The sequence below is a fragment of the Pseudomonas sp. Q12-87 genome, assembly GCF_001269755.1.
GTDB classification, from domain to species: domain Bacteria; phylum Pseudomonadota; class Gammaproteobacteria; order Pseudomonadales; family Pseudomonadaceae; genus Aquipseudomonas; species Aquipseudomonas fluorescens_S.
This window is the reverse complement of sequence record NZ_LHVI01000024.1, coordinates 25,640-45,052: the sequence shown is the minus strand read 5'-3', so window position 1 is coordinate 45,052 and position 19,413 is coordinate 25,640. Positions and strand designations below refer to the sequence as shown.

General features: G+C 60.6%; 16 protein-coding genes. 6 read left to right on the top strand and 10 right to left on the bottom strand.

Annotated elements, in window-relative coordinates:
• Window positions 1–55 precede the first annotated feature (55 nt).
• Complete coding sequence (locus AD663_RS18550) at window positions 56–709, top strand: thiopurine S-methyltransferase (RefSeq protein WP_053214316.1); 654 nt, start codon at window positions 56–58, stop codon at window positions 707–709.
• A gap of 79 nt (window positions 710–788) precedes the next feature.
• Here AD663_RS18550 and htpX read toward each other — a convergent pair whose 3' ends face one another.
• Window positions 789–1,676 (bottom strand): protease HtpX, encoded by an 888-nt coding sequence (gene htpX, locus AD663_RS18545; protein WP_003183732.1) that lies wholly within the window; start codon window positions 1,674–1,676, stop codon window positions 789–791.
• A 304-nt stretch (window positions 1,677–1,980) separates the two neighbouring features.
• On the bottom strand, window positions 1,981–3,192 hold the full coding sequence (locus AD663_RS18540) for a pyridoxal phosphate-dependent aminotransferase (RefSeq protein ID WP_003183730.1): 1,212 nt from the start codon (window positions 3,190–3,192) through the stop codon (window positions 1,981–1,983).
• Window positions 3,193–3,412: 220 nt separating this feature from the next.
• Between AD663_RS18540 and msrB the strand changes: the two genes are divergently transcribed.
• From msrB to AD663_RS18525, 3 genes are all read left to right on the top strand, one after another.
• Window positions 3,413–3,808, top strand: coding sequence for a peptide-methionine (R)-S-oxide reductase MsrB (gene msrB, locus AD663_RS18535; RefSeq protein ID WP_003183726.1), 396 nt, complete (start codon window positions 3,413–3,415; stop codon window positions 3,806–3,808).
• 252 nt (window positions 3,809–4,060) lie between these two features.
• Window positions 4,061–4,546, top strand: coding sequence for a glutathione peroxidase (locus AD663_RS18530; RefSeq protein ID WP_003183724.1), 486 nt, complete (start codon window positions 4,061–4,063; stop codon window positions 4,544–4,546).
• On the top strand, window positions 4,543–5,004 hold the full coding sequence (locus tag AD663_RS18525; protein WP_003183721.1) for a MarR family winged helix-turn-helix transcriptional regulator: 462 nt from the start codon (window positions 4,543–4,545) through the stop codon (window positions 5,002–5,004). The genes AD663_RS18530 and AD663_RS18525 overlap by 4 nt, the downstream gene beginning before the upstream one ends.
• On the opposite strand, the gene AD663_RS18520 is transcribed toward AD663_RS18525, so the two are convergent.
• The gene (locus AD663_RS18520; RefSeq protein WP_053214315.1) at window positions 4,988–7,309 is read right to left on the bottom strand and encodes a response regulator; all 2,322 of its coding nucleotides are present in this window, start codon (window positions 7,307–7,309) and stop codon (window positions 4,988–4,990) included. The genes AD663_RS18525 and AD663_RS18520 overlap by 17 nt on opposite strands.
• 163 nt (window positions 7,310–7,472) lie before the next feature.
• On the opposite strand from AD663_RS18520, the gene AD663_RS18515 reads away from it, so the two are divergent.
• Window positions 7,473–8,363 carry an ATP-binding protein gene (locus AD663_RS18515; protein WP_003183717.1) on the top strand — a complete coding sequence of 297 codons (891 nt, stop codon included), beginning with the start codon at window positions 7,473–7,475 and terminating at the stop codon, window positions 8,361–8,363.
• A complete protein-coding gene (locus AD663_RS18510) occupies window positions 8,360–8,842 on the top strand; it encodes a GAF domain-containing protein (protein ID WP_003183714.1) in 483 nt (160 codons plus the stop codon). The genes AD663_RS18515 and AD663_RS18510 overlap by 4 nt, the downstream gene beginning before the upstream one ends.
• Here the strand turns inward: AD663_RS18510 and AD663_RS18505 are convergent, their stop codons facing one another.
• From AD663_RS18505 to AD663_RS18470, 7 genes are all read right to left on the bottom strand, one after another.
• On the bottom strand, window positions 8,843–11,791 hold the full coding sequence (locus AD663_RS18505) for an HD domain-containing phosphohydrolase (RefSeq protein WP_053214314.1): 2,949 nt from the start codon (window positions 11,789–11,791) through the stop codon (window positions 8,843–8,845).
• A gap of 114 nt (window positions 11,792–11,905) precedes the next feature.
• The gene (locus AD663_RS18500) at window positions 11,906–15,535 is read right to left on the bottom strand and encodes a transporter substrate-binding domain-containing protein (RefSeq protein ID WP_003183711.1); all 3,630 of its coding nucleotides are present in this window, start codon (window positions 15,533–15,535) and stop codon (window positions 11,906–11,908) included.
• Between the two features lie 8 nt (window positions 15,536–15,543).
• A complete protein-coding gene (locus AD663_RS18495) occupies window positions 15,544–16,170 on the bottom strand; it encodes a response regulator transcription factor (protein WP_053214313.1) in 627 nt (208 codons plus the stop codon).
• Between the two features lie 425 nt (window positions 16,171–16,595).
• Window positions 16,596–17,924, bottom strand: coding sequence for a deoxyguanosinetriphosphate triphosphohydrolase (locus tag AD663_RS18485; RefSeq protein ID WP_003183707.1), 1,329 nt, complete (start codon window positions 17,922–17,924; stop codon window positions 16,596–16,598).
• 137 nt (window positions 17,925–18,061) lie between these two features.
• Entirely contained in the window at window positions 18,062–18,397 is a 336-nt protein-coding gene (locus tag AD663_RS18480) for a hypothetical protein (RefSeq protein ID WP_003183705.1), read from the bottom strand.
• On the bottom strand, window positions 18,394–18,783 hold the full coding sequence (locus AD663_RS18475) for a phage holin family protein (protein ID WP_003183703.1): 390 nt from the start codon (window positions 18,781–18,783) through the stop codon (window positions 18,394–18,396). The genes AD663_RS18480 and AD663_RS18475 overlap by 4 nt, the downstream gene beginning before the upstream one ends.
• 2 nt (window positions 18,784–18,785) lie before the next feature.
• A complete protein-coding gene (locus AD663_RS18470) occupies window positions 18,786–19,100 on the bottom strand; it encodes a YqjD family protein (RefSeq protein ID WP_003183700.1) in 315 nt (104 codons plus the stop codon).
• Window positions 19,101–19,413 lie beyond the last annotated feature (313 nt).

Here is a 19,413-nt window from a genome sequence, read left to right as displayed (position 1 = left end):
ATCTAAATCTAATATAAGTTTTAGCCCGTTTTGATCGAATTATCAGGAGCAAATCATGGAATCCGAGTTTTGGCACAAGCGTTGGTCATCGAATCAGATCGGTTTCCATTTGCCGGACGTGAACCCCTATCTTCAGCACTTCTGGCCGCAGTTGGGGTTGGCCCAAGGCACGCGGGTGCTGGTGCCGTTGTGTGGCAAAAGCCTGGATCTGTTGTGGCTTGCTCAGCAGGGATATCCGGTGCTGGGCGTGGAGTTGTCGGAAAAGGCTGTCACTGATTTCTTTATTGAGCATCAGCTTGAACCGAGCGTGAGCGAGGAGGGCGCATTCAAGGTTTTTCGTGCCGCTGAAATCGAGATTCGCTGCGGTGATTTTTTTGCCTTGGATCAGGAGGACCTGGCTGGTTGCACCGCGTTGTACGACCGCGCGGCGCTGATCGCCTTGCCAGTGCCGATGCGGGAACGCTATGCGGCCCATTTGCAGAAAATCATGCCGCAATGCATGGGGCTGTTGATTACCTTGGATTACGATCAGGCACAAATGCCCGGACCACCATTCTCCGTAGCGGATGACGAAGTGCGGCGGTTGCTGGGTGATGTCTGGCAACTGGAGGTCTTGCAGGAGCAGGATGTGCTGGGGGAAAGCTGGAAGTTCTTGCAGGCTGGAGTGACGCGGCTGGATGAACGGGTGTATCGGATCTCCAGGGGTTGAAGTGCATCCCCCATGCTGGCCTCATGAGACCCGGATAAAAAAGCCCGCATCGCTGCGGGCTTTTTTTATAAGGCTTGGATCAGCCGCGACGTCGCAATGCGTCAATTCGCTCTTCCAGCGGCGGGTGGCTCATGAACATGCGTGCCAGGCCCTGCTTGATGCCACCGTTGATACCAAAGGCATTCAAGGTGTCGGGCATATGGACTGGCAAACCTTGCTCGGCCCGCAGGCGTTGCAGGGCGCCGATCATGGCGCTGGTGCCTGCGAGGCGTGCACCGGCATCGTCGGCGCGGAATTCACGTTTGCGCGAGAACCACATGACGATGGCGCTGGCGAGGATGCCCAGTACCAGTTCGGCGAAAATGGTCGCCACGTAATAGGCGATACCCTGGCCTTCTTCGTTCTTGAAGATCACCTTGTCGACGAAGTTGCCGATGATCCGCGCAAAGAACATCACGAAGGTGTTCACCACGCCCTGGATCAGCGCTAGGGTCACCATGTCGCCGTTGGCGACGTGGCCGATCTCGTGGGCCAGCACAGCCTTGACTTCATCCGGCGAGAACCGCTCGAGCAAGCCCTGGCTGACGGCGACCAGCGCGTCGTTCTTGTTCCAGCCGGTGGCGAAGGCGTTGGCCTCGTAGGCCGGGAAAATCCCGACCTCCGGCATCTTGATACCGGCTTCGCGGGACAGCTGCTCGACGGTTTGCAGCAGCCATTGTTCATGGCGAGTGCGCGGCTGGCTGATGATCTGGGTGCCGGTGCTCATCTTCGCCATCCACTTGGAGATGAACAGCGAGAACAGGGAACCGGCGAAACCGAACACCGCACAGAAGATCAGCAGCTGATTGAGGTTGAGATCAACCCCATTGGCCGCCATGAACCCGTTGAAGCCGAAGAGGCTCAGGGTGATGCTGGCAATCAGCACGACCGCCAGGTTAGTGGCCAAGAACAGCAGGATGCGCATCATGGTTGTGGAAATCTCCTCATGCTAAAGATGTAGCGTTATGCGGGGTATATAAGGTGCTGCCGTAGGCTATTCAACTCGGCGACTATTTCAAACTGTGTCCTACAGGCGTCCCAAATGATTGAAAGACTTTTCTGAAAGTGCATGTGGAAAAAGGAATTTGGCGCCCCTGTCCCATGAACGTTGAGCCTGGATGCTCATCGTCCGCTCAGGCCCAAGTGTAGAAGGCCTGTCGGAGCTGGCCGGAACGGATATGTTGCTGAATCAGACAGCGTGCGAGGCGAGGACTCCTCGCACGCTGTCTGGCTTATTGGCGGTAGGACTTGAGGAAATTGCCGATACGGCCGATCGCCTGGTCCAGGTCATCGACCCGCGGCAGGGTCACGACGCGGAAGTGATCCGGCCATGGCCAGTTGAACGCGGTGCCCTGGACCACCAGCAGCTTTTCGGACAGCAGCAGGTCGAGCACGAACTTTTCATCGTTGTGGATCGGGCAGACCTTCGGGTCGATCCGTGGGAAGGCATACAGCGCGCCCATCGGCTTGACGCAGCTGACGCCTGGAATGTCGTTGAGCAGTTCCCAGGTACGATTGCGCTGCTCCAGCAGCCGTCCCTGGGGCAGGACCAGGTCGTTGATGCTCTGGTAACCGCCCAGCGCCGTCTGGATCGCATGCTGGCTCGGCACGTTGGCACACAGGCGCATGTTGGCCAGCATGTCGATGCCTTCAATGTAGCTCTGGGCGTGGTGCTTGGGCCCGGAGATGGCGATCCAGCCGGAACGGAAACCGGCGACCCGATAGGACTTGGACAAGCCGTTGAAGGTCAGGCACAGCAGGTCCGGCGCCAAGGAGGCGGTGCAGATGTGCACCGCGTCGTCGTAGAGGATCTTGTCGTAGATCTCGTCGGAAAACACCACCAGGTTGTGCTGGCGGGCCAGTTCCAGCATGCCCAGCAGCACTTCCCTGGAGTACACGGCGCCGGTAGGGTTGTTCGGGTTGATGATCACCAATGCCTTGGTATTGGGCGTGATCTTGGCCTTGATATCCGCCAGGTCAGGGAACCAATTGGCCTGCTCGTCGCACAGGTAATGCACCGGGTTGCCGCCGGACAGGCTGACGGCGGCGGTCCAGAGCGGGTAGTCTGGCGCCGGCACCAGCACTTCGTCGCCATTGTTGAGCAACGCTTGCATCGACATTACGATCAGCTCGGATACACCGTTGCCCAGGTAGATGTCCTCGATGCCGATGCCTTCGACTTGCTTCTGCTGGTAGTACTGCATGACAGCCTTGCGGGCGCTGAACAGGCCCTTGGAGTCGCTGTAGCCCTGTGCGGTCGGCAGGTTGCGGATGACGTCCTGGAGGATTTCGTCGGGCGCTTCGAAACCAAAGGGCGCCGGGTTGCCGATGTTCAGCTTGAGGATGCGATGGCCTTCCTCTTCCAGGCGTTTGGCGTGCTTGAGCACCGGGCCGCGAATGTCGTAGCAGACGTTGGCGAGCTTGTTCGATTTGCTGACCTGCATGGCGATGTGTTCCCGAAAATGAACGATCCAGGCGGCGTATGAACTACCGTACTGGGGATCCTGCGTCTGTGCCCAGGCCCGACGCGGTACATGCGTGACAATCCGTTTGAATGCGCATGACGTGACTGCCAGACTGGCGCCTGACGAGGCGCAATCATACGTGCCGCCCGATCTGCTTAAAAGCGTCGGATCGGGCTTTTTCAATTGCCGAGGTAGGACGATGGAAAAGTTGGAAAAAACCCTTGAAGAATGGCGCGCCATGCTTGATCCGGAACAGTACAACGTCTGCCGGCTCAAGGGCACCGAGCGGCCGTTTTCCGGCAAATATAACGACACCAAGACCGACGGTGTATACCACTGCATCTGCTGCAACGAGCCGCTGTTCGACTCGCAGACCAAATTTGACTCCGGCTGTGGCTGGCCGAGTTTCTATGCACCGATCGAAGGCAGTGCGGTGGTGGAAGTGCGGGACGTCAGTCACGGCATGATCCGCACCGAAGTGGTCTGCGCCAAGTGCGACGCCCACTTGGGCCATGTCTTCCCTGACGGCCCGCCGCCAACGGGTTTGCGCTACTGCATCAACTCGGTGTGCCTGGATCTGGTGCCTCGCGACTGAGCTTTGTGGCGAGGGGATTTATCCCCGCAGGTTGCGCAGCAACCTCTAAGGGTTGAATACGATCAGCCTGGGACACCGAAGCTATAGTTTTCTGGGGCTGCTGCGCAGCCCATCGGGGATAAATCCCCTCGCCACGGTTTTGTGCTCGGCGGCAGCTCATCGGTGACAAACTGACGGTTTGGCTAATTAAATTGCACGCAATTGAATCGCTCGCTATCTTCACCGCCTGTCCAACCCATTCGGAGCCTTGCCATGAGCGAAAACCTGCTGGATATCCCGTGCACCACCATCAAGGGTGAGCAAAAGACCCTCGCCGATTTCGCCGGCAAGGCGGTGCTGGTCGTCAACACCGCCAGCCAGTGCGGCTTTACCCCGCAATACAAGGGGCTTGAGGCGTTATGGCAGACCTACAAGGACCAGGGGTTGGTGGTGCTGGGCTTTCCATGCAACCAGTTCGGCAAGCAGGAACCGGGCAACGAGGGGGCGATCACTGAGTTCTGCGAGCTGAACTTCGGCGTGAGTTTCCCGCTGTTCAAGAAAATCGAGGTCAACGGTGCCAACGCCCATCCGCTGTTCGTCCAGCTCAAGCAACGAGCACCTGGCGTGCTAGGGTCCAAGGGCATCAAGTGGAACTTCACCAAATTCCTGATTGGCAAGGACGGTCAGGTGGTCAAGCGTTTTGCCCCGACCACCAAGCCCCAGGACCTGACCGGTGAGATCGAAGCGCTGCTCAAATGAATGATCTGTCGGCCGATTCGTTGAAGCTCGACAGCCAGTTGTGCTTCAAACTGTATGCCGCTTCGCGCGCAGTGATCCGTGGCTACAAGCCGATGCTTGATCAGCTTGGCCTGACCTATCCGCAATACCTGGCGATGCTGGTGCTGTGGGAATGGCAGGAGACCGCCCCGCAACAGCCGACGGTCAAGGCCCTGGGCGAGCGGTTGCTGTTGGACTCCGGCACGCTGACGCCGCTGCTCAAGCGCCTTGAACAACTGGACCTTGTCCAGCGCCAGCGTTCGCCGCGGGACGAGCGGGAAGTGCACTTGAGCCTGTCGGACGCAGGGCGAGCCTTGCGTGAGCAAGTGGGCCCGCTCAAGGCACGCCTGCTGTGCGACAGCGGCGTCGACCTGGACCGTCTGGGAGCATTGCGCGACGGTCTGGATCATCTGCTGGGGCAGATCAAAGCGCTGACGTAGTCGGCACCCACTGGTCCAGGACCGCCGCCAGTTCTTCACGGCGGAACGGCTTGGACAAGTAGTCGTTCATGCCGGCTGCGCGGCAGCGTTCCCGTTCCTCAGGCATGGCGTTGGCCGTCAGCGCAACAATCGGCAGATCCGACCAGCGTCCGCTGCGACGGATCTGACGGCTGGCTTCGTAGCCGTCCATTACCGGCATGTTGCAGTCCATCAGCACCAGGTCGAATGCTCGCCGTTCAAGCTGATCCAGGGCTTCAGCGCCGTGGGCCGCGACGGTGACTTCGCACCCAAGCTTCACCAGCATGCCCTTGGCGACCAGTTGGTTGACCGGATTGTCTTCCACCAGCAATACCTGGCCGCGCCTGGAGGGTGCCAGGCTTTCGATCCGTGCGTCGTTGATGGTGGTCGCCTCGCTTTGCATGGCGCGCCGCAGAATCTGATACAGCGCTTGGCGTGCCAGCGGTCGGGCCTGTTGTATCAGCGGTGCGAGGGCTGCGGCTTCTTCGCCGGGCATGAAGCTGCCATAGGCGGTCACCAGCAGGATCGGCGCATCAATGGTCGGTCGCAGATTGAACAGGCATTCCGGGCAGTCGGTGATCACGATGTCAGGCTTGAGTCCCAGCAACCCATCGTCGATGGAGCGCTGCACATAATCCAGGCCCCATCCCGGCAACAGCATGCCCAGCAGCTCGGCCAGCCCGCTGCTGCTGGCGGTGATCGCGACGACATTGCCGTGCAGCCGATCGACGGGTGCTGCCGGGGTATGGCAGGGCAGCGGCAGTTCAGCGCAGAACTGACTGCCGAAACCGGCCTCGGAACTGATCGTCAAGCGACCCTGCATGGCTTCGCAGAGGTTGTAGGTCAACGCCAGGCCCAGCCCGGTGCCTCCGAACTGGCGGGTAATGCCGGCGCCGGCCTGGGTGAACGGTTGCAGAATCCGCGCCTGGGCCTCCAGGGGGATGCCGATGCCCGTGTCGCAGACCTCGATTCGCACGCCACCTTCATAGGCACTCACTTTCACGTCGACCCGGCCGAAGCGGGTGAATTTCAATGCGTTGGATAACAGGTTGCTGACGATCTGCCGTACCCGGGTCGGGTCGCCGAGGACTTGCGCGGGGAATTGCGGATCGATCAGGCAGGCCAGTTCGACACTGGGTGCGGCGTTCTGGGAAAGCAGGTTGGCGGTATCTTCGACCAGGGAGCCGAGGTCGAAGGGGATGCGTTCGAGCTCCAGTTGGCCGGCGTCGAATTTCGACAGGTCGAGGATGTCGTTGAGCAATTCGACCAGGACCTTGCCCGAGTCATGGGCAATCGACAGCTGTTGCTGTTGTTCTGCCGTCAGCGGGCCATCCAGGGAGAGGGCGATCATCCCCAGCAAGCCATTGAGCGGCGTGCGGATCTCATGGCTCATGTTGGCCAGGAAGGCCGAGCGGGCTTCGGCCATGTCCAGGGCCGTGCGCCGCGCTACTTCCAGCTCCTCGTTGGACTGGCTGAGGCGGGCATTGATCGCCTTGAGTTCGGCGGTGCGCGCCGAGACGATATTTTCCAGTTGCGCCAGGTATTCGGTGAGGCGATTTTCAGCCGTGCGCCGTTGCTGGATTTCGGTGGAAATATTTTCGAACTGCTGGTTGGCGACCGACACCAATACGCCGATTTCATCCCGCTGGTGGCCGGCGGGGCATTCCAGGCGATTCTGTTCGGTGCTGCTGGGGTCGCGGCTGCTCAGCTCGCGAATGACCCGGACCAGGGGCTTGGTCAGCATCACGTAGAACAGCGCCAGCAGCAGGCCGGTCAGGATCAGGCTGCGGGCGAACCCGTTGAGCAGCGTGATCTCGGCCCGGCGCAGGAAACGGGTGCCGAACGCGTAGGTATCGACGTCCAGGCGCAGTATGCCCAGGGATTCGCCAGGCAAATGGTCCAGGTAGAGTCGGTCTTCGAACTGACGCTGGGCGCCGAACAGGGAATCGCTGATGAAGCGGTAGGTGCTCTGCAATTCGGGCCGCTTGACGCTGGCCAGCACGATATTGTTGTTGTCGATCAGCTCGGCGCCGATGATCGCCGGAGAGCGCAACAGGCCCATGGACAATTCCTGGGCCAGTTCGGCATCGATGTTATAGGCGATGCGCGAGGCCGGGTTGTGGCTGATTTCCAGCAACGACAGGATTTCCCGGTTGATCGAAGCGTCTTCGCTGGCATAATCGATGCCGATCTGCATCAGGCTCAGCAACGTGCCCAGCACGAAGCCCACCAGGACGGTCAGGCGTGCTTGCTTGTACGACAGCCGCTGGGTGAATCTGATGTCCATGGAATGATGAACCACTTACGTTTCCCTTCGCCGGTCAAGCATAGCTGATCGTCTCTGAATACCGGGATAACCGGTGTGTATTGTGTGGGGTAGACCCACGATTAGATATGGCGTTTCGTTGTGTGAACGCCATCATTACTGTGAACCTGCCCGAGGAGAAGTCGTGGACTCCCGATTGAATGCTTTTCTTGAGCGCGCCGATGCCGTGCTGGCCCGGATCGAGCCTTTGCTGCCGGCGCCCCGGCTTGACATCGATTGGACCCAGACCCTGGCCGCCCGCTGGCAGCGTGACGGGCGCAGCGGCTACCTGTTGCCCTTGCAGGTCAGCCTCGACATGCGCTTGTCGGACCTGATCGGCGTGGATCGCCAGGTCGAGCAGCTGGGCCGCAATACCCGTCAGTTCCTCGACGGCATGCCGGCCAACCATGCGCTGCTCTGGGGCTCGCGTGGCACCGGCAAGTCGTCCCTGGTGCGTGCCCTGTTGGCTGAGCATGCCCAGCATGGCCTGCGCCTGATCGAGATCGAGCGCGATCACCTCGCCGACCTGCCGCGGGTGGTCGAGCAGATTGCGAAACTGCCCCAGCGTTTCGTGGTGTTCTGCGATGACTTGTCGTTCGAGTCCGGAGACGGCGACTACCGCGTGCTTAAAAGTGTGTTGGACGGTTCCCTCGAACAGGCCCCGGACAACGTGCTGTTGTATGCCACTTCCAACCGCCGTCACCTGGTGCCGGAAAAGGAAAGCGACAACGAGAACTGGAAGCGGGTCGACGGCGAACTCCACCCCAGCGAAGCCGTGGAGGACAAGATCGCCTTGTCCGATCGGTTCGGCCTGTGGCTGTCGTTCTACCCGTTTACCCAGGAGCATTTCCTCAACGTGGTGGAACACTGGATCGGCGAGTTGGCGGCCAAGGCGGGGCTGGCCTGGCAGCGCGACGAAGCGCTGGATGTGCAGGCAGTGCGCTGGGCCACGGGGCGTGGCAACCGCAACGGACGTTGCGCTTATCAGTTTGCCCGCTATTGGGTCGGCCTGAAATTGCTGGAGCACAAAGCATGATCGATTTGAAAGGCACCGGCACTGGCCTCGACGGCTACGGTTTGTTATCGGCACAGTTGGAGTCCTTGCTGGCGGACGAGCGTGACTTCATCGCCAACGCGGCGCAGTTCTCGGCCTTCCTGTTCAGCCAGCTGGATGACCTGAACTGGGCTGGTTTCTACCTCAATCGCAATGATGAGCTGATCCTGGGGCCGTTCCAGGGCCAGATCGCCTGCGTGCGGATTGCGTTCGGCCGTGGCGTGTGCGGCACGGCGGCAGCGACCCGCCAGACCCAGCGTGTCGAGGATGTCCATGCCTTCGCCGGACACATCGCCTGCGACAGTGCCTCGAACAGCGAGCTGGTGGTGCCGCTGGTCAAGGACGGACGACTGATCGGCGTCCTCGACCTGGACAGCCCGAAGCTGGCGCGCTTCAGCGAACATGACCAGGCCGGTATTGAAACGTTGGCCGCGATATTCCTGCGCCTGACCGAATGCTGATCATGCCTTCAACCCCGCTTTGACCAGCAGGCTGTCCGGGTCGACTTCGTCGATCTGCCGCGGGTCGAGAAACTGCTCGGCGTAGCCCAGGTAGATTTTTTCGCCGATGAACAGCCCGAACAACTCTGGGTCGATGTGGGCGTCACGGCACATGGTGGCCATGATGCCCAGGGCCTCGCTGAGTTTCTTGGCTTTCTTGTACGGGCGGTCGGCCGCTGTCAGTGCTTCGAAAATGTCGGCAATGGCCATCATCCGGGCGGGCAAGCTCATCTGCTCGCGTTTGAGCCGCTTGGGATAGCCGCTGCCGTCCATTTTTTCGTGATGGCCGCCGGCGATTTCCGCCACATTGCCCAAGTGGGTCGGAAAGGGCAGTTGGCTAAGCATCAGGATCGTCTGCACCATGTGATGATTGATGACGTAGCGCTCCTCACGCGTCAGCGTGCCCCGCGTGATACTCAGGTTGTAGAGCTCGCCGCGGTTGTATTTCCACTGCGGTACGTCGAGCTGGAAGCCCCACGGATTGTCCGCCGGGATCAGTTCGGCCGGGTGCCGCTCGAACAGGTGCTCAGGCTTGTCCGCCAACAATGGCTCGGTTACCGGTAAGGGGGGCTTGGGGGTACGTGCCTGGCGCCGGTTCTCTTCCCAGGAAACCCCCAGGCGATCATCGAGGGTACGGGTCCACGAGCGTCGGGCGATGCTTTGCAGGCGTTGCAGATCGGCGTCGGCCATGGCTTCGGAGCCCAGGTTGCAACGGGCGACAAAGGCGAAATCATCATCGAGAGCGGTCAATGTCGCGTCGCGTTGCTGCGCCAGCGAGGACAACTCGCCACCCGTTGCCACGGCCTGCCAATAATCGACCCAGGCGTCGCGCTTGAGCACTTCGAAGCGTGTACGAATTTCGTGGATCCTGTCGTTCAGGGTCTCGAGCTTGGTGGCTTTGTCCACGACGTATTCCGGGGTGGTGACCTTGCCGCAATCATGCAGCCAGGCGGCGATGTGCAGGGCCTCCCATTCATCCTCCGTCGGTCGGTAGGCGTCGAATGCCGGCGCCTGGCTGGCGGCGGCAGCTTGGGCAAGCATCAATGTCAGGACCGGCACCCTCTGGCAATGGCCCCCTGTGTAGGGGCTCTTGGCATCGATTGCGCCGGCCAGCAACTGGATGAATGCATCCAACAACTGTTTTTGCCTGGCTTGCAGGCGCTGGCTTTCGATGCTGACGGTGGCGGCGCCGGATACGGCCTGCAGGAAGGCGATGCGGTCCGGCTGTAACTTTTCAAGGTCGGCTTCGGTGCCGCTGTCGCTGATCAGCAAGACCAATGCGCCAATGGTTTCCTGGTGGCGATTGCGCAGGCGAATACCGATCAGGTGAACCCGAGGAGAGTCCAGCGCCTGCAGGACGCCTTGGAGATCGGCCGCCTGTTCGAAGCCCAGGGATGTCACCACGTTGTCTGAAACGGCCAATTGCTTGAGCCATTGCGGGGTGTCTTGCGCCTGTAGCTCATGGTCTTGCAGTTTGAAGACCGCCAGATCCCGAGGGGTCCCATTGATGATCAAGCCACATGGCTTGACCCGATTATCGTCGTTCTCGCGCAGGTAGATCAGCCCGGCCTGGGCCTGGCCGATTTTCACGGTCTCGAACAGCACCCGTTCCAGCAACGGGGCGAAGCGGGTTTCTGCGCGCAGGCTGGCAGTGATTTCAAAGAAGCTGGCCAGGGTTTCTTTCATGCGGGCCATCGACACGCTCAACTGATCGACCTCCAGCACGGGCGAGCGGCGGGACACCGGATAATTGAAATCGAAGCTGCGAATGGCGTCGGCTTCCTGCACCAGTTCGCGTAACGGCTTGACCAGGATTCTCGACGTCAGCCAGCCGAGGGGCAGGCATAGCAGCAACGTGGCGAGGGTGATGAGTGCACCTTGCCAGCGCAGGCGATAGGCATCGTCCAGCAACTCGTCTTCAGGCACCAGCAACGCCAATTCCAGGCCCTGCGGCCCACCTTCCTGCATGTGGCTGCGTGAAACGATCCAGTGACGCCCGGCCGCCTCCAGGCGTGAAGTGTCAAGGCTTTCGTCCAGGGCGGCGTCGATGGCCGGGCTGAGGTCGCGGGCCTTGATCAGGCGCGACGACCGGGCATCGGTGACCAGCCGGCCGCTGTCGGGATAACCCACGGCGTTGCCTTCGGGGTCGAGCAAGACGATTTCGGTACCTGCAGTCACCTTGTGCTTGGCCAGGGTCTGGGACAGGGCCGCCAGGGTCAGGTCGGCCCCGATGACCGCCTGCCCGCCACTGCGCCGGGCGAGGGTGGTGCCGATGTTGCGGGTAGAGAAGAACACGTAGGGCTCGGTCGTGATCTGGCCGGCGCTGTCCAGGGCGCTGCGAAACCAGCCGCGGCTGCGGGGATCGTAGCTTTCGTCGGCGATGTCGGCGCGTCCTACGAGCGCGAGGTTCTCGTCATAGAACAGCGACTGGGAGTGTAGCGGGCCTCCGTCGTTTGCTCGCTCCACGGTCCAGACCTGATAAGCCGCTTGGTCCGGAGCCTTCAGGGCGGCTTTCAAGTCGGCGGTGCGCAACGGCCGGACCATCAGGAAGTTGCCATTGCTGTCGCCCAGGTACAACGACGCCAGGTTCGGGTTGTCCCGCAGCGCCTGGCTGAATGGTCCTAGCAGGGCCAGGCGTTGTTCCATCCGCGACTCGCGCGTCGCCGGGTATTCAGCCAGCAGGTCCAGCAGGTGGCGAATCGGCTCGTAGGTGTCATACAAGTCCAGGCGCACCTCCTGTTCAATGCGATTGAACAGTTTTTCACTGCTGGACAGGATGATTTGCGTCGTTTGTTGATAATTGAAAATGCCCAGCACCACTCCAGTCAGCAACAGGAGCAGGGTAAACATCACGCTGATATGCACATGCAGGGGAAACCGGCGCGGTTGCGGTCGCGGTGCGTTGGGCATTGCAGTCTCTCCATGGGTCAGGGGCGTTCTCGACGGGCTTTTCGCGCGCAGGGGAAACCGTTTGAGAACACCCCAGGTACGCACTGCTAAGGGGATAGCATAGTAAACGCTGGGTCATTGCGCCTTGGCGATGTCTCTTTGCAAGGCTCGTTGCAAAGCTCGCTCCAGCTCGGCCATGGCTTGGTCGAGGGCTTCGATGTGACTGATAAGGCCAGGCGCATGTGCTTGCTGGCAGACCTGTTCGAGTGCCTCGCACCGTTGGATCAAGGTGTTCGCCTGCACGATCCGGGCGACGCCTTTTATCTTATGCGCTGTTTCGGTCAGGGCCTGCCGGTTCCCGTCGCGGGCGACATCAAGCAACTCCTGGCGGTCCGAGCGGCTGCTGTTGAGCAATTCGGCCAGCAGGCGCCGGGCGGATGACGGGTCGCCGCCGGTCAGCGCTTGCAGGCTTTGCACGCTGAAGACACTGGGGCGGGACACCGTTTTGACCGTCTTGATCCATTGGCTCAGCGCGCTCAAGCTGATCGGTTTGAACAGGCAGTCGTCCATCCCCGCATCCTGGCAGCGTTGCTTTTCCTCGGGCTGTGCATTGGCGGTGAAACCCAGCACGGTGCAGGGCGGCCGTTGTTGTTCGGATTCACTGCGACGGATCGATCTGGCCAGCTCATAACCGCTCATGATCGGCATGTTGCAATCGGCGATGACCAGGTCGAAGTCCCCTGCATGCCAGACCTCGAGCCCGTGCGCGCCATCATGGGCAACCTGGTAGCGATGCCCGAGGTATTCCAGTTGCTGCGACATCAGCAGGCGGTTGGCGGGGTGATCATCCACGACCAGTACGTTGAGGACGTCTACCGCCGTTTCGAGCACCGGCTCGACCGGCACGCACGCGGGTGCCGGCGGCAACGCGCTCAATTGCAGGCTGACGTGGGCCTGGGTCCCGACGCCGGGTTGGCTGTTCATGCACAGACTGCCGCCCATCATCTGGCACAGGTTGCGACTGATCACCAGCCCAAGCCCTGCGCCTTTGCGAGCCATCCGCCCGGTGTTGTCGACCTGAGCAAACGGCTCGAACAGGCGCCGCAGGTCAGCCGGGCTGATGCCGATACCGCTGTCGCTGACTTCCAGGCGCAGGTGCACGCAGTCGGCCTGGGCGGCCCCGGTCAGCCTCGCCTTGACCAGCACCCGGCCCTGTTCGGTGAATTTCAAAGCGTTGCTGATCAGGTTCGACAGCACCTGCTTGAATCGCAAGGGGTCGATCAGCACGTCCGGGCAATCCTGGGCCGCGTCGAATTGCAGCGCCAGCTCCAGGTTTTTCTGCCGGGCCACACCCTCGAAGACCCGTATGACCGATTGCAGCAGCGCCCTGAGGTTGACCCGCTCGGGCGCCAGGCTCAGATGGCCTGATTCGATACGGGCGATGTCCAGGATGTCGCCTATCAGCTCGAGCATGCCGGAGGCCGATTCGTATGCGACTTCTATGGCCGGACGGTCCACCAGGCCCTTGTCGGCCTGCTTCAGGGCCAGTTCGAGCATGCCAATCACTGCGTTCATTGGGGTGCGGATCTCGTGGCTCATGGTTGCCAGGAATGTGCTTTTGGCCCGATTCGCGTCATCGGCACGCTTCTTCGACGCTCGCAGTTCCTCGAACAGTTGCCGTCGCTCGCTGATGTCGATCCACCCGCCGATGATGCCTTGCACCTGTGCGGCAGCGTTGCGGTAGGGGAGGATCCAGTGGTAGATCGTCAGTTTCCGGTCCCCGATGTGCAGGGGGCGATCCATGATCAGCGCGGTGCCTTCGGCCATCACGCGCTGGTAGTCCGCCTGGTACTCCTGCGCCTCGAAGGCATTGCTCATGGAACCGGGCATCACGCTCCTGCCGATGACGTCTTCACGGTTTGCGTCGAATGCTTCCAGGTAACTGTCGTTGCAGCTTTGCAGGACGCCGTCGCGATCTCTCACATAAATGGGATAAGGCGTGCCATTGAGCAGCGAATGCATGAATTCGAGCTGGTCGTTGAGCGCCAGCTCTGCCCGTTGGCGTTGCCTGATCTGTCGCTGCATATAGGCATTCCAGGCCAGGGAAAGCGCCAGTAACAGACCGACACCCGCGACAATCTGGAAAAACAGACGATTATAAGTGCGCCAAGTGTGTTCGAAGGGCGAGACGTACCCGCGCCAGCGGTTGTTGATCACACCCAGCTCATCGGGATCGATGCTGGTCAGGGCCTTGTCGAGAATGGCGCTCAACTCCGACGCGTGTTTGGCGGTGGCCAGGGCGAACATGGCCTGTTGGGTGCCGACCGTGCTGCTGATTTGCAACGTATCCCGCAGCGCCGGGGAGGACAGGAAATAATTGGCCATGACCAGCGAGTTCACTGCGCCGTCGACCTGACCCTGGGCGAGCATTTCCACGGCACGCAACGGGCCGTCCGTCTCGATTATCCTGATGCCCGGATGCTGGCGGCGTAGCCATTCGATGACGGGATTGCCCTGGGCGATCGCCAGGCTTGCGTTTGCGAACTGCTCGATCGTGGCGGGTGTATCGGATTGCTTTCGGGTCAGCAGTACAAATGAACTGTCGACGTAGGGGCGGCTGAATTTCAACTGCATTTGCCGTTCATTGCTGGGCAAAAGCGCCGCGATCATGTCGGCCTGGCCATTGAGGACCGAGGCAATCATATCGCTGTCATTCTGGCGGCGCTGGATGTCCAGGCGCAGGCCGGTACGCAGTCGGATCAGCTCCAGCAAGTCGGCGCTGATCCCGCGCAAATCGCCGTCCTGGTCGAAGAAAGTGAAGGGGGCGGACGTTTCGTTCACCACTACCCGAACCACAGGGTGCGCTGCCAGCCAGCGTTGCTCCCGGTCGGTCAGTTGGATTTTCGGGGCGTCGAGGTAGAGGTCGCTGCCGGCGCTCCAGCGCTTGGAGATGGCTGCCTGCTCGGCGACGGAAACCTGCTCCAGCGTGGCGTTGATGATCTCCAGCAAACCGGGATCGTTGCGTCGCACCGCGAAACCGAACCCGTGGGTTTCATGCTTGCCGAAGCTCGCCATGCGGATATTGCCCAGGTAGCCCTTGCTGATCATGTAGTGGGTAGAAAGGGTATCGCCGAGGAATACATCGGCCTGGCCGAAGGCGACGGCGTTCATGGCGTTCTGGTTGGAAGGGTAGGTGGTGATCTGCGCCTCGGGGTACAGCTTTTCAATGTCGCGCAGCGGCAGGTAGTGATAGACCATGCTCAAGCGCAAGCCCTTGAGATCCTCCGTCAAGGATCGGCTTTCATTCGTTCGGGTGACAAGGACCGGCTGGTCCACTGCGTACGGCGCCGATAGGGCGATGCCGGAATGACCGGCTTCAAACCCGTTGGCGGTGCCCAGCATGTCGATTTGTCCGTTCTGGAGCGCAGCGATGGCCGCCTCACGGGAATCGAAGCGCAGGACCCTCATGGGCAGGCGGGTCGCCTGGGCGATGATGTGGGCATAATCGGCGGTCAGCCCCTCGTAGTCGCGTCCGCTGGTGGACAGGTCGAACGGCGGGTAATCCGGTGCGGAGGTGCCCAGGACCAGTTCGTGGCGATCCTTGAGCCAGGCGCGTTGAACCTCATTCAGTTGGACGCCGAGATGAGCCGCAGGCGAACGACCGAGCAATGTGTACGGTTGCGGCGCACTCGATGCCGCCGCGAGGACTGCGGCATACAACCCCGCACCCAGCATTAGCAGACATTGAATTATGCACTTGAGCATGCTGTTTCTCACACCAGCGCGTTGCGCTTCGCCATTTCAATCAGATCCACCAATGACTTCACCTTGAGTTTTTGCATCAGCCGTTTCTTATAGGTACTGACGGTCTTGTTACTCAGGAACATGCCCTTGGCTATTTCCTTGTTAGTGCGCCCTTGGGCAAATAATTGCAGCACCATCAATTCCCGGTCATTGACGCTTTTGAACAGGTCCAACTCCAGGCTGCGAGGGTCATCCTGGCGCACCGGGTTCAATGCCTGGCTGGGAAAATAGTTATAGCCGGACAGCACGGCCTTGATTGCGCTGACCAGTTCACTGAGGTCTTCCTGTTTGCAAACGTAACCAGAAGCACCGGACTGCATGCATCGGATACCGAAGAGCGTGGGCGACTGCGCAGTCAGCACCAGCGTCTTGAGCGGCGTGGTCATGGCGTTGAAGCGCGAGAGAATTTCCAGCCCGTCGAGTTTGGGGATGCTGATGTCAAGAATGACCAGGTCCGGCATGCATTCGCGCACCATTTGCATCGCGTCGACGCCGTTATCAGTTTCCCCGACGACCTTATAGCCTTCATGCTCCAGCAGCATGCGGACGGCGAGGCGGATGACCGGATGATCGTCGACAATGAAAACGGAGTTCATGAATAAATATCCTGCGAGCTTAATAAAGGGCGCACCTTAGCCCAGTTACAGCCGAGGCCGTACGAAGAGACAGGTGCGCAACTTCAATTTCAGAAGTTTCCTACAAGAAAAGAGGCAAGATATTACGAAGTTATCGGTTTTTTAGTAGGTGGATGACAATTAAAAGAAGGAATGTTGGAACTATGTGAAAGGATATTTCCTTGAGCGCGTTGTTTATTCAAACAGACGGGAGAAGGCTTTATTCAATGTTTGCCCGCAGGCGCAGATTTTTTATCCACCCAATCCCTGGCCCGATGGCTGCGAGAACCACCGCCATCACCACTCCCCTGTGGCAGTGAGCTTGCTCGCGATAGCGGCGGGCCAGTTGATCTGGATATAGAAGTGCCATGCTCATCGCGTACAAGCTCGCTTGCGCGGCCATATCTTTATTGGCGCGTACGGCCCGTCATCTCCTGGGCCATTTCGCTGGCGTAGCTGTCCGTCATCCCGGCGATGAAATCGATCATTCGCAGGAAGGCACCATGCAGCGGGCCATTGGGGTCGGGCGCGTTGTTGCCCAAGAGGTCGAGGATGCGGCGATTCTTGAAGGACGGCGTACGGCCGCCATGCTGTTCGAGCGCGGCTCCGCAAAATCCGTTGAGGAGGATTTCCAGCGTCGTGTATGCGCCGATTTCGTGCAGGGTCTTGCGCTTGTCCTGGAAAATCTTCTTGCGGGCCATGTCCTTGGCGTTCAATACGCAGCGCTTGGCCGGGCCATGCATGTGTTCCACCAGGTCACCTGGCAGCGTGCCGGCCAGCAATGCTTCCTGCTGTTCGACGAACGCCCGGGCAGCGGCATTGGTGAGGTGTTCGATGGCCTTGCCCCGCAGTATCGCCAGTTTGCGCCGCCGTGAGTCCAGCGGCCCCAGTTGACGGTAGGTGTCCGGGAGATCGTCGCCCACCAGGTCCAGGAGCAGCGACTCGACCTGCGAGTATTCGAGCAATTCCATCTCTACGCCGTCTTCCAGGTCGATCAGCGCATAGCAGATGTCGTCGGCGGCCTCCATCAGGTACACCAACGGATGGCGTGCCCAGCGTTGGTCCTCGATCTGCGGGAGGCCAAGCTTATGGGCGATCTGCTCCAGCAGCGGCAGTTCACTCTGGTAGCAACCGAACTTGTGCTTCTTGTAGCCCAGGGAGTCAGCGTGACGGGCAGTCCAAGGGTACTTCAGGTAGGTGCCGAGGGTGGCGTAAGTCAGCCGTGTTCCGCCGTCGAATTGATGGTATTCAAGCTGTGTGAGCACTCGGAAGCCTTGGGCGTTGCCTTCGAAGTTCAGGAAGTCGTTGCGCTCGACTTCGCTCATGGCATCGAGCCAACCGCGTCCGGCGGCCTGCTGGAACCAGTAGCGGATGGCGTCTTCCCCGGAATGCCCAAACGGCGGGTTGCCGATGTCGTGGGCCAGGCAGGCCGATTGCACCACCATGCCCAGGTCGCTGGGTTCGCACCAGTCCGGCAGGGCGTTGCGGATAGTCTCCCCGACGCGCATGCCCAGCGACCGCCCGACGCAACTGACTTCCAGGGAATGGGTCAGGCGTGTGTGGATGTGATCGTTGCTGGAAACCGGATGCACCTGCGTCTTGCGTCCGAGGCGGCGGAAGGCGCCGGAGAAAATGATGCGGTCGTGGTCCTTGTGGAAGGGGCTACGGCCCAGCTCTTGCGGGCTGTGCAGCGGTTTTCCGAGGCGTTCGCGAGTCAGCAGGGTGTGCCAATCCAAGGCCGGGTGCTCCGTCTGATAAGGTCGAGTGCCCTAGCTTCCCGGTTAGTGGGTTGCCGTGCAAGGGCTATGGCCCTGCACAAGAACGGGATACGCAAACCTTGTGGCCAGGGAGCAAGGTGCCTGGCCACAGGGTTTCAGGGTTTGCGCAGCGTCTTGGCCAGCTTGATCAATGGCAGCAAGGTCGTTGCCAGGCGGATCAGGCCTGTTACGCCGCCACCACCGCCATGGCGGGTCCGTTTACCGGTGATGAAGCCCAGCAGGGACACCGCCGCCACGCCCCAGAGTGGCGCATGCTTGATGCCGAAACCCTCATGCCAGCTTTGCGTCAGGCCGCGCACCCGTTGCAGGGGATGCAACAACTGGCGCGTTTCCTGGCGAATTTCCTGGCGGTGCATCTCCATGCGCAGGCGTACCAGCGCCTTGCGCATTTCCTGTCGTGTCCGTGCTTGAGGAATATCTGGCAGGCTCATGGCAGCAGGCGCTCCCGGTCATTGGCGAGTTCTTCAAGGGTGGCATGGAAAGGCGAGGACTCGTCGTAGATCGCTGCCTTGAGCCGCAGCCCGCAGAACAGCGCCGCCAACAGATAGAACAGGCACAAACCGATGATGCCCGCCAGGCGATAGGTGTCCCACACCAGGATCAGGACCAGTGCCGAGAGCCCGACCAGCAGCAGCAAACCGAACACCAGCGCAAGGCCGGCGAACAGCAGCAGGCTGACGGTGCGGGCCTTCTGTTCCTGCAGCTCCATGCCGAACAACTCGACATGACTGTGCAGCAAGCCAAGAAACGCCGCGCCCAGGCGTCGCGCTGTAGGTTGCGTGCCCGATTCGGGCGAGCCGGATTCGTCGATGCCCATCATCAGCGCCGTGTCGCCAGCAGACCGATAAGAAAGCCCACGCCAGCGGCAATACCGACGGATTGCCAAGGGTTGGCCTGTACGTACTCCTCTGTGGCGACTACCGCCGCCTGGCCACGCTCGCGCACCGAATCCTCGGTCAGTTTCAGCGTTTCGCGGGCGCGCAGCAGGGTTTCGTGGATCTGGCTGCGCAGCACGTCGGCCTGATCGCCTGCCAGTGTCGCGGTATGGTCCAGCAGCCTTTCCGTGTCGCTGACCAGCGTCTGGAAATCTTCCATCAGGGTTTCTTGAGCAGTCTTTGCCTGGGTTCTGGCCATCGGTGAATCTCCGTAAGTGACGTCTGAAGCGTTCGAGTATGAGCCTTGCCGGAAGGTTCAGTGAAAGTGGCTGGTACAACTTTTGCTCAGGATTCTGCCATGTACTGGTGCGTGAGCGCGTGCCGGTGCGCTGAAGCTGGGCGCAAGCCGGCAAAACCTTAACCCAAATAATCAAAACCCGCGAAGCACCTCGAAGCGGGGCTAGCGTTTTCCCTTTTCGTTGCACCAAAGCGGTTCATGGACCTGCGCCGGGTCAAACGAGCCGTTTCAACTTGGTGCGCCTCAAGGGCGAGCGAACCGGTTTGGTGCTTTT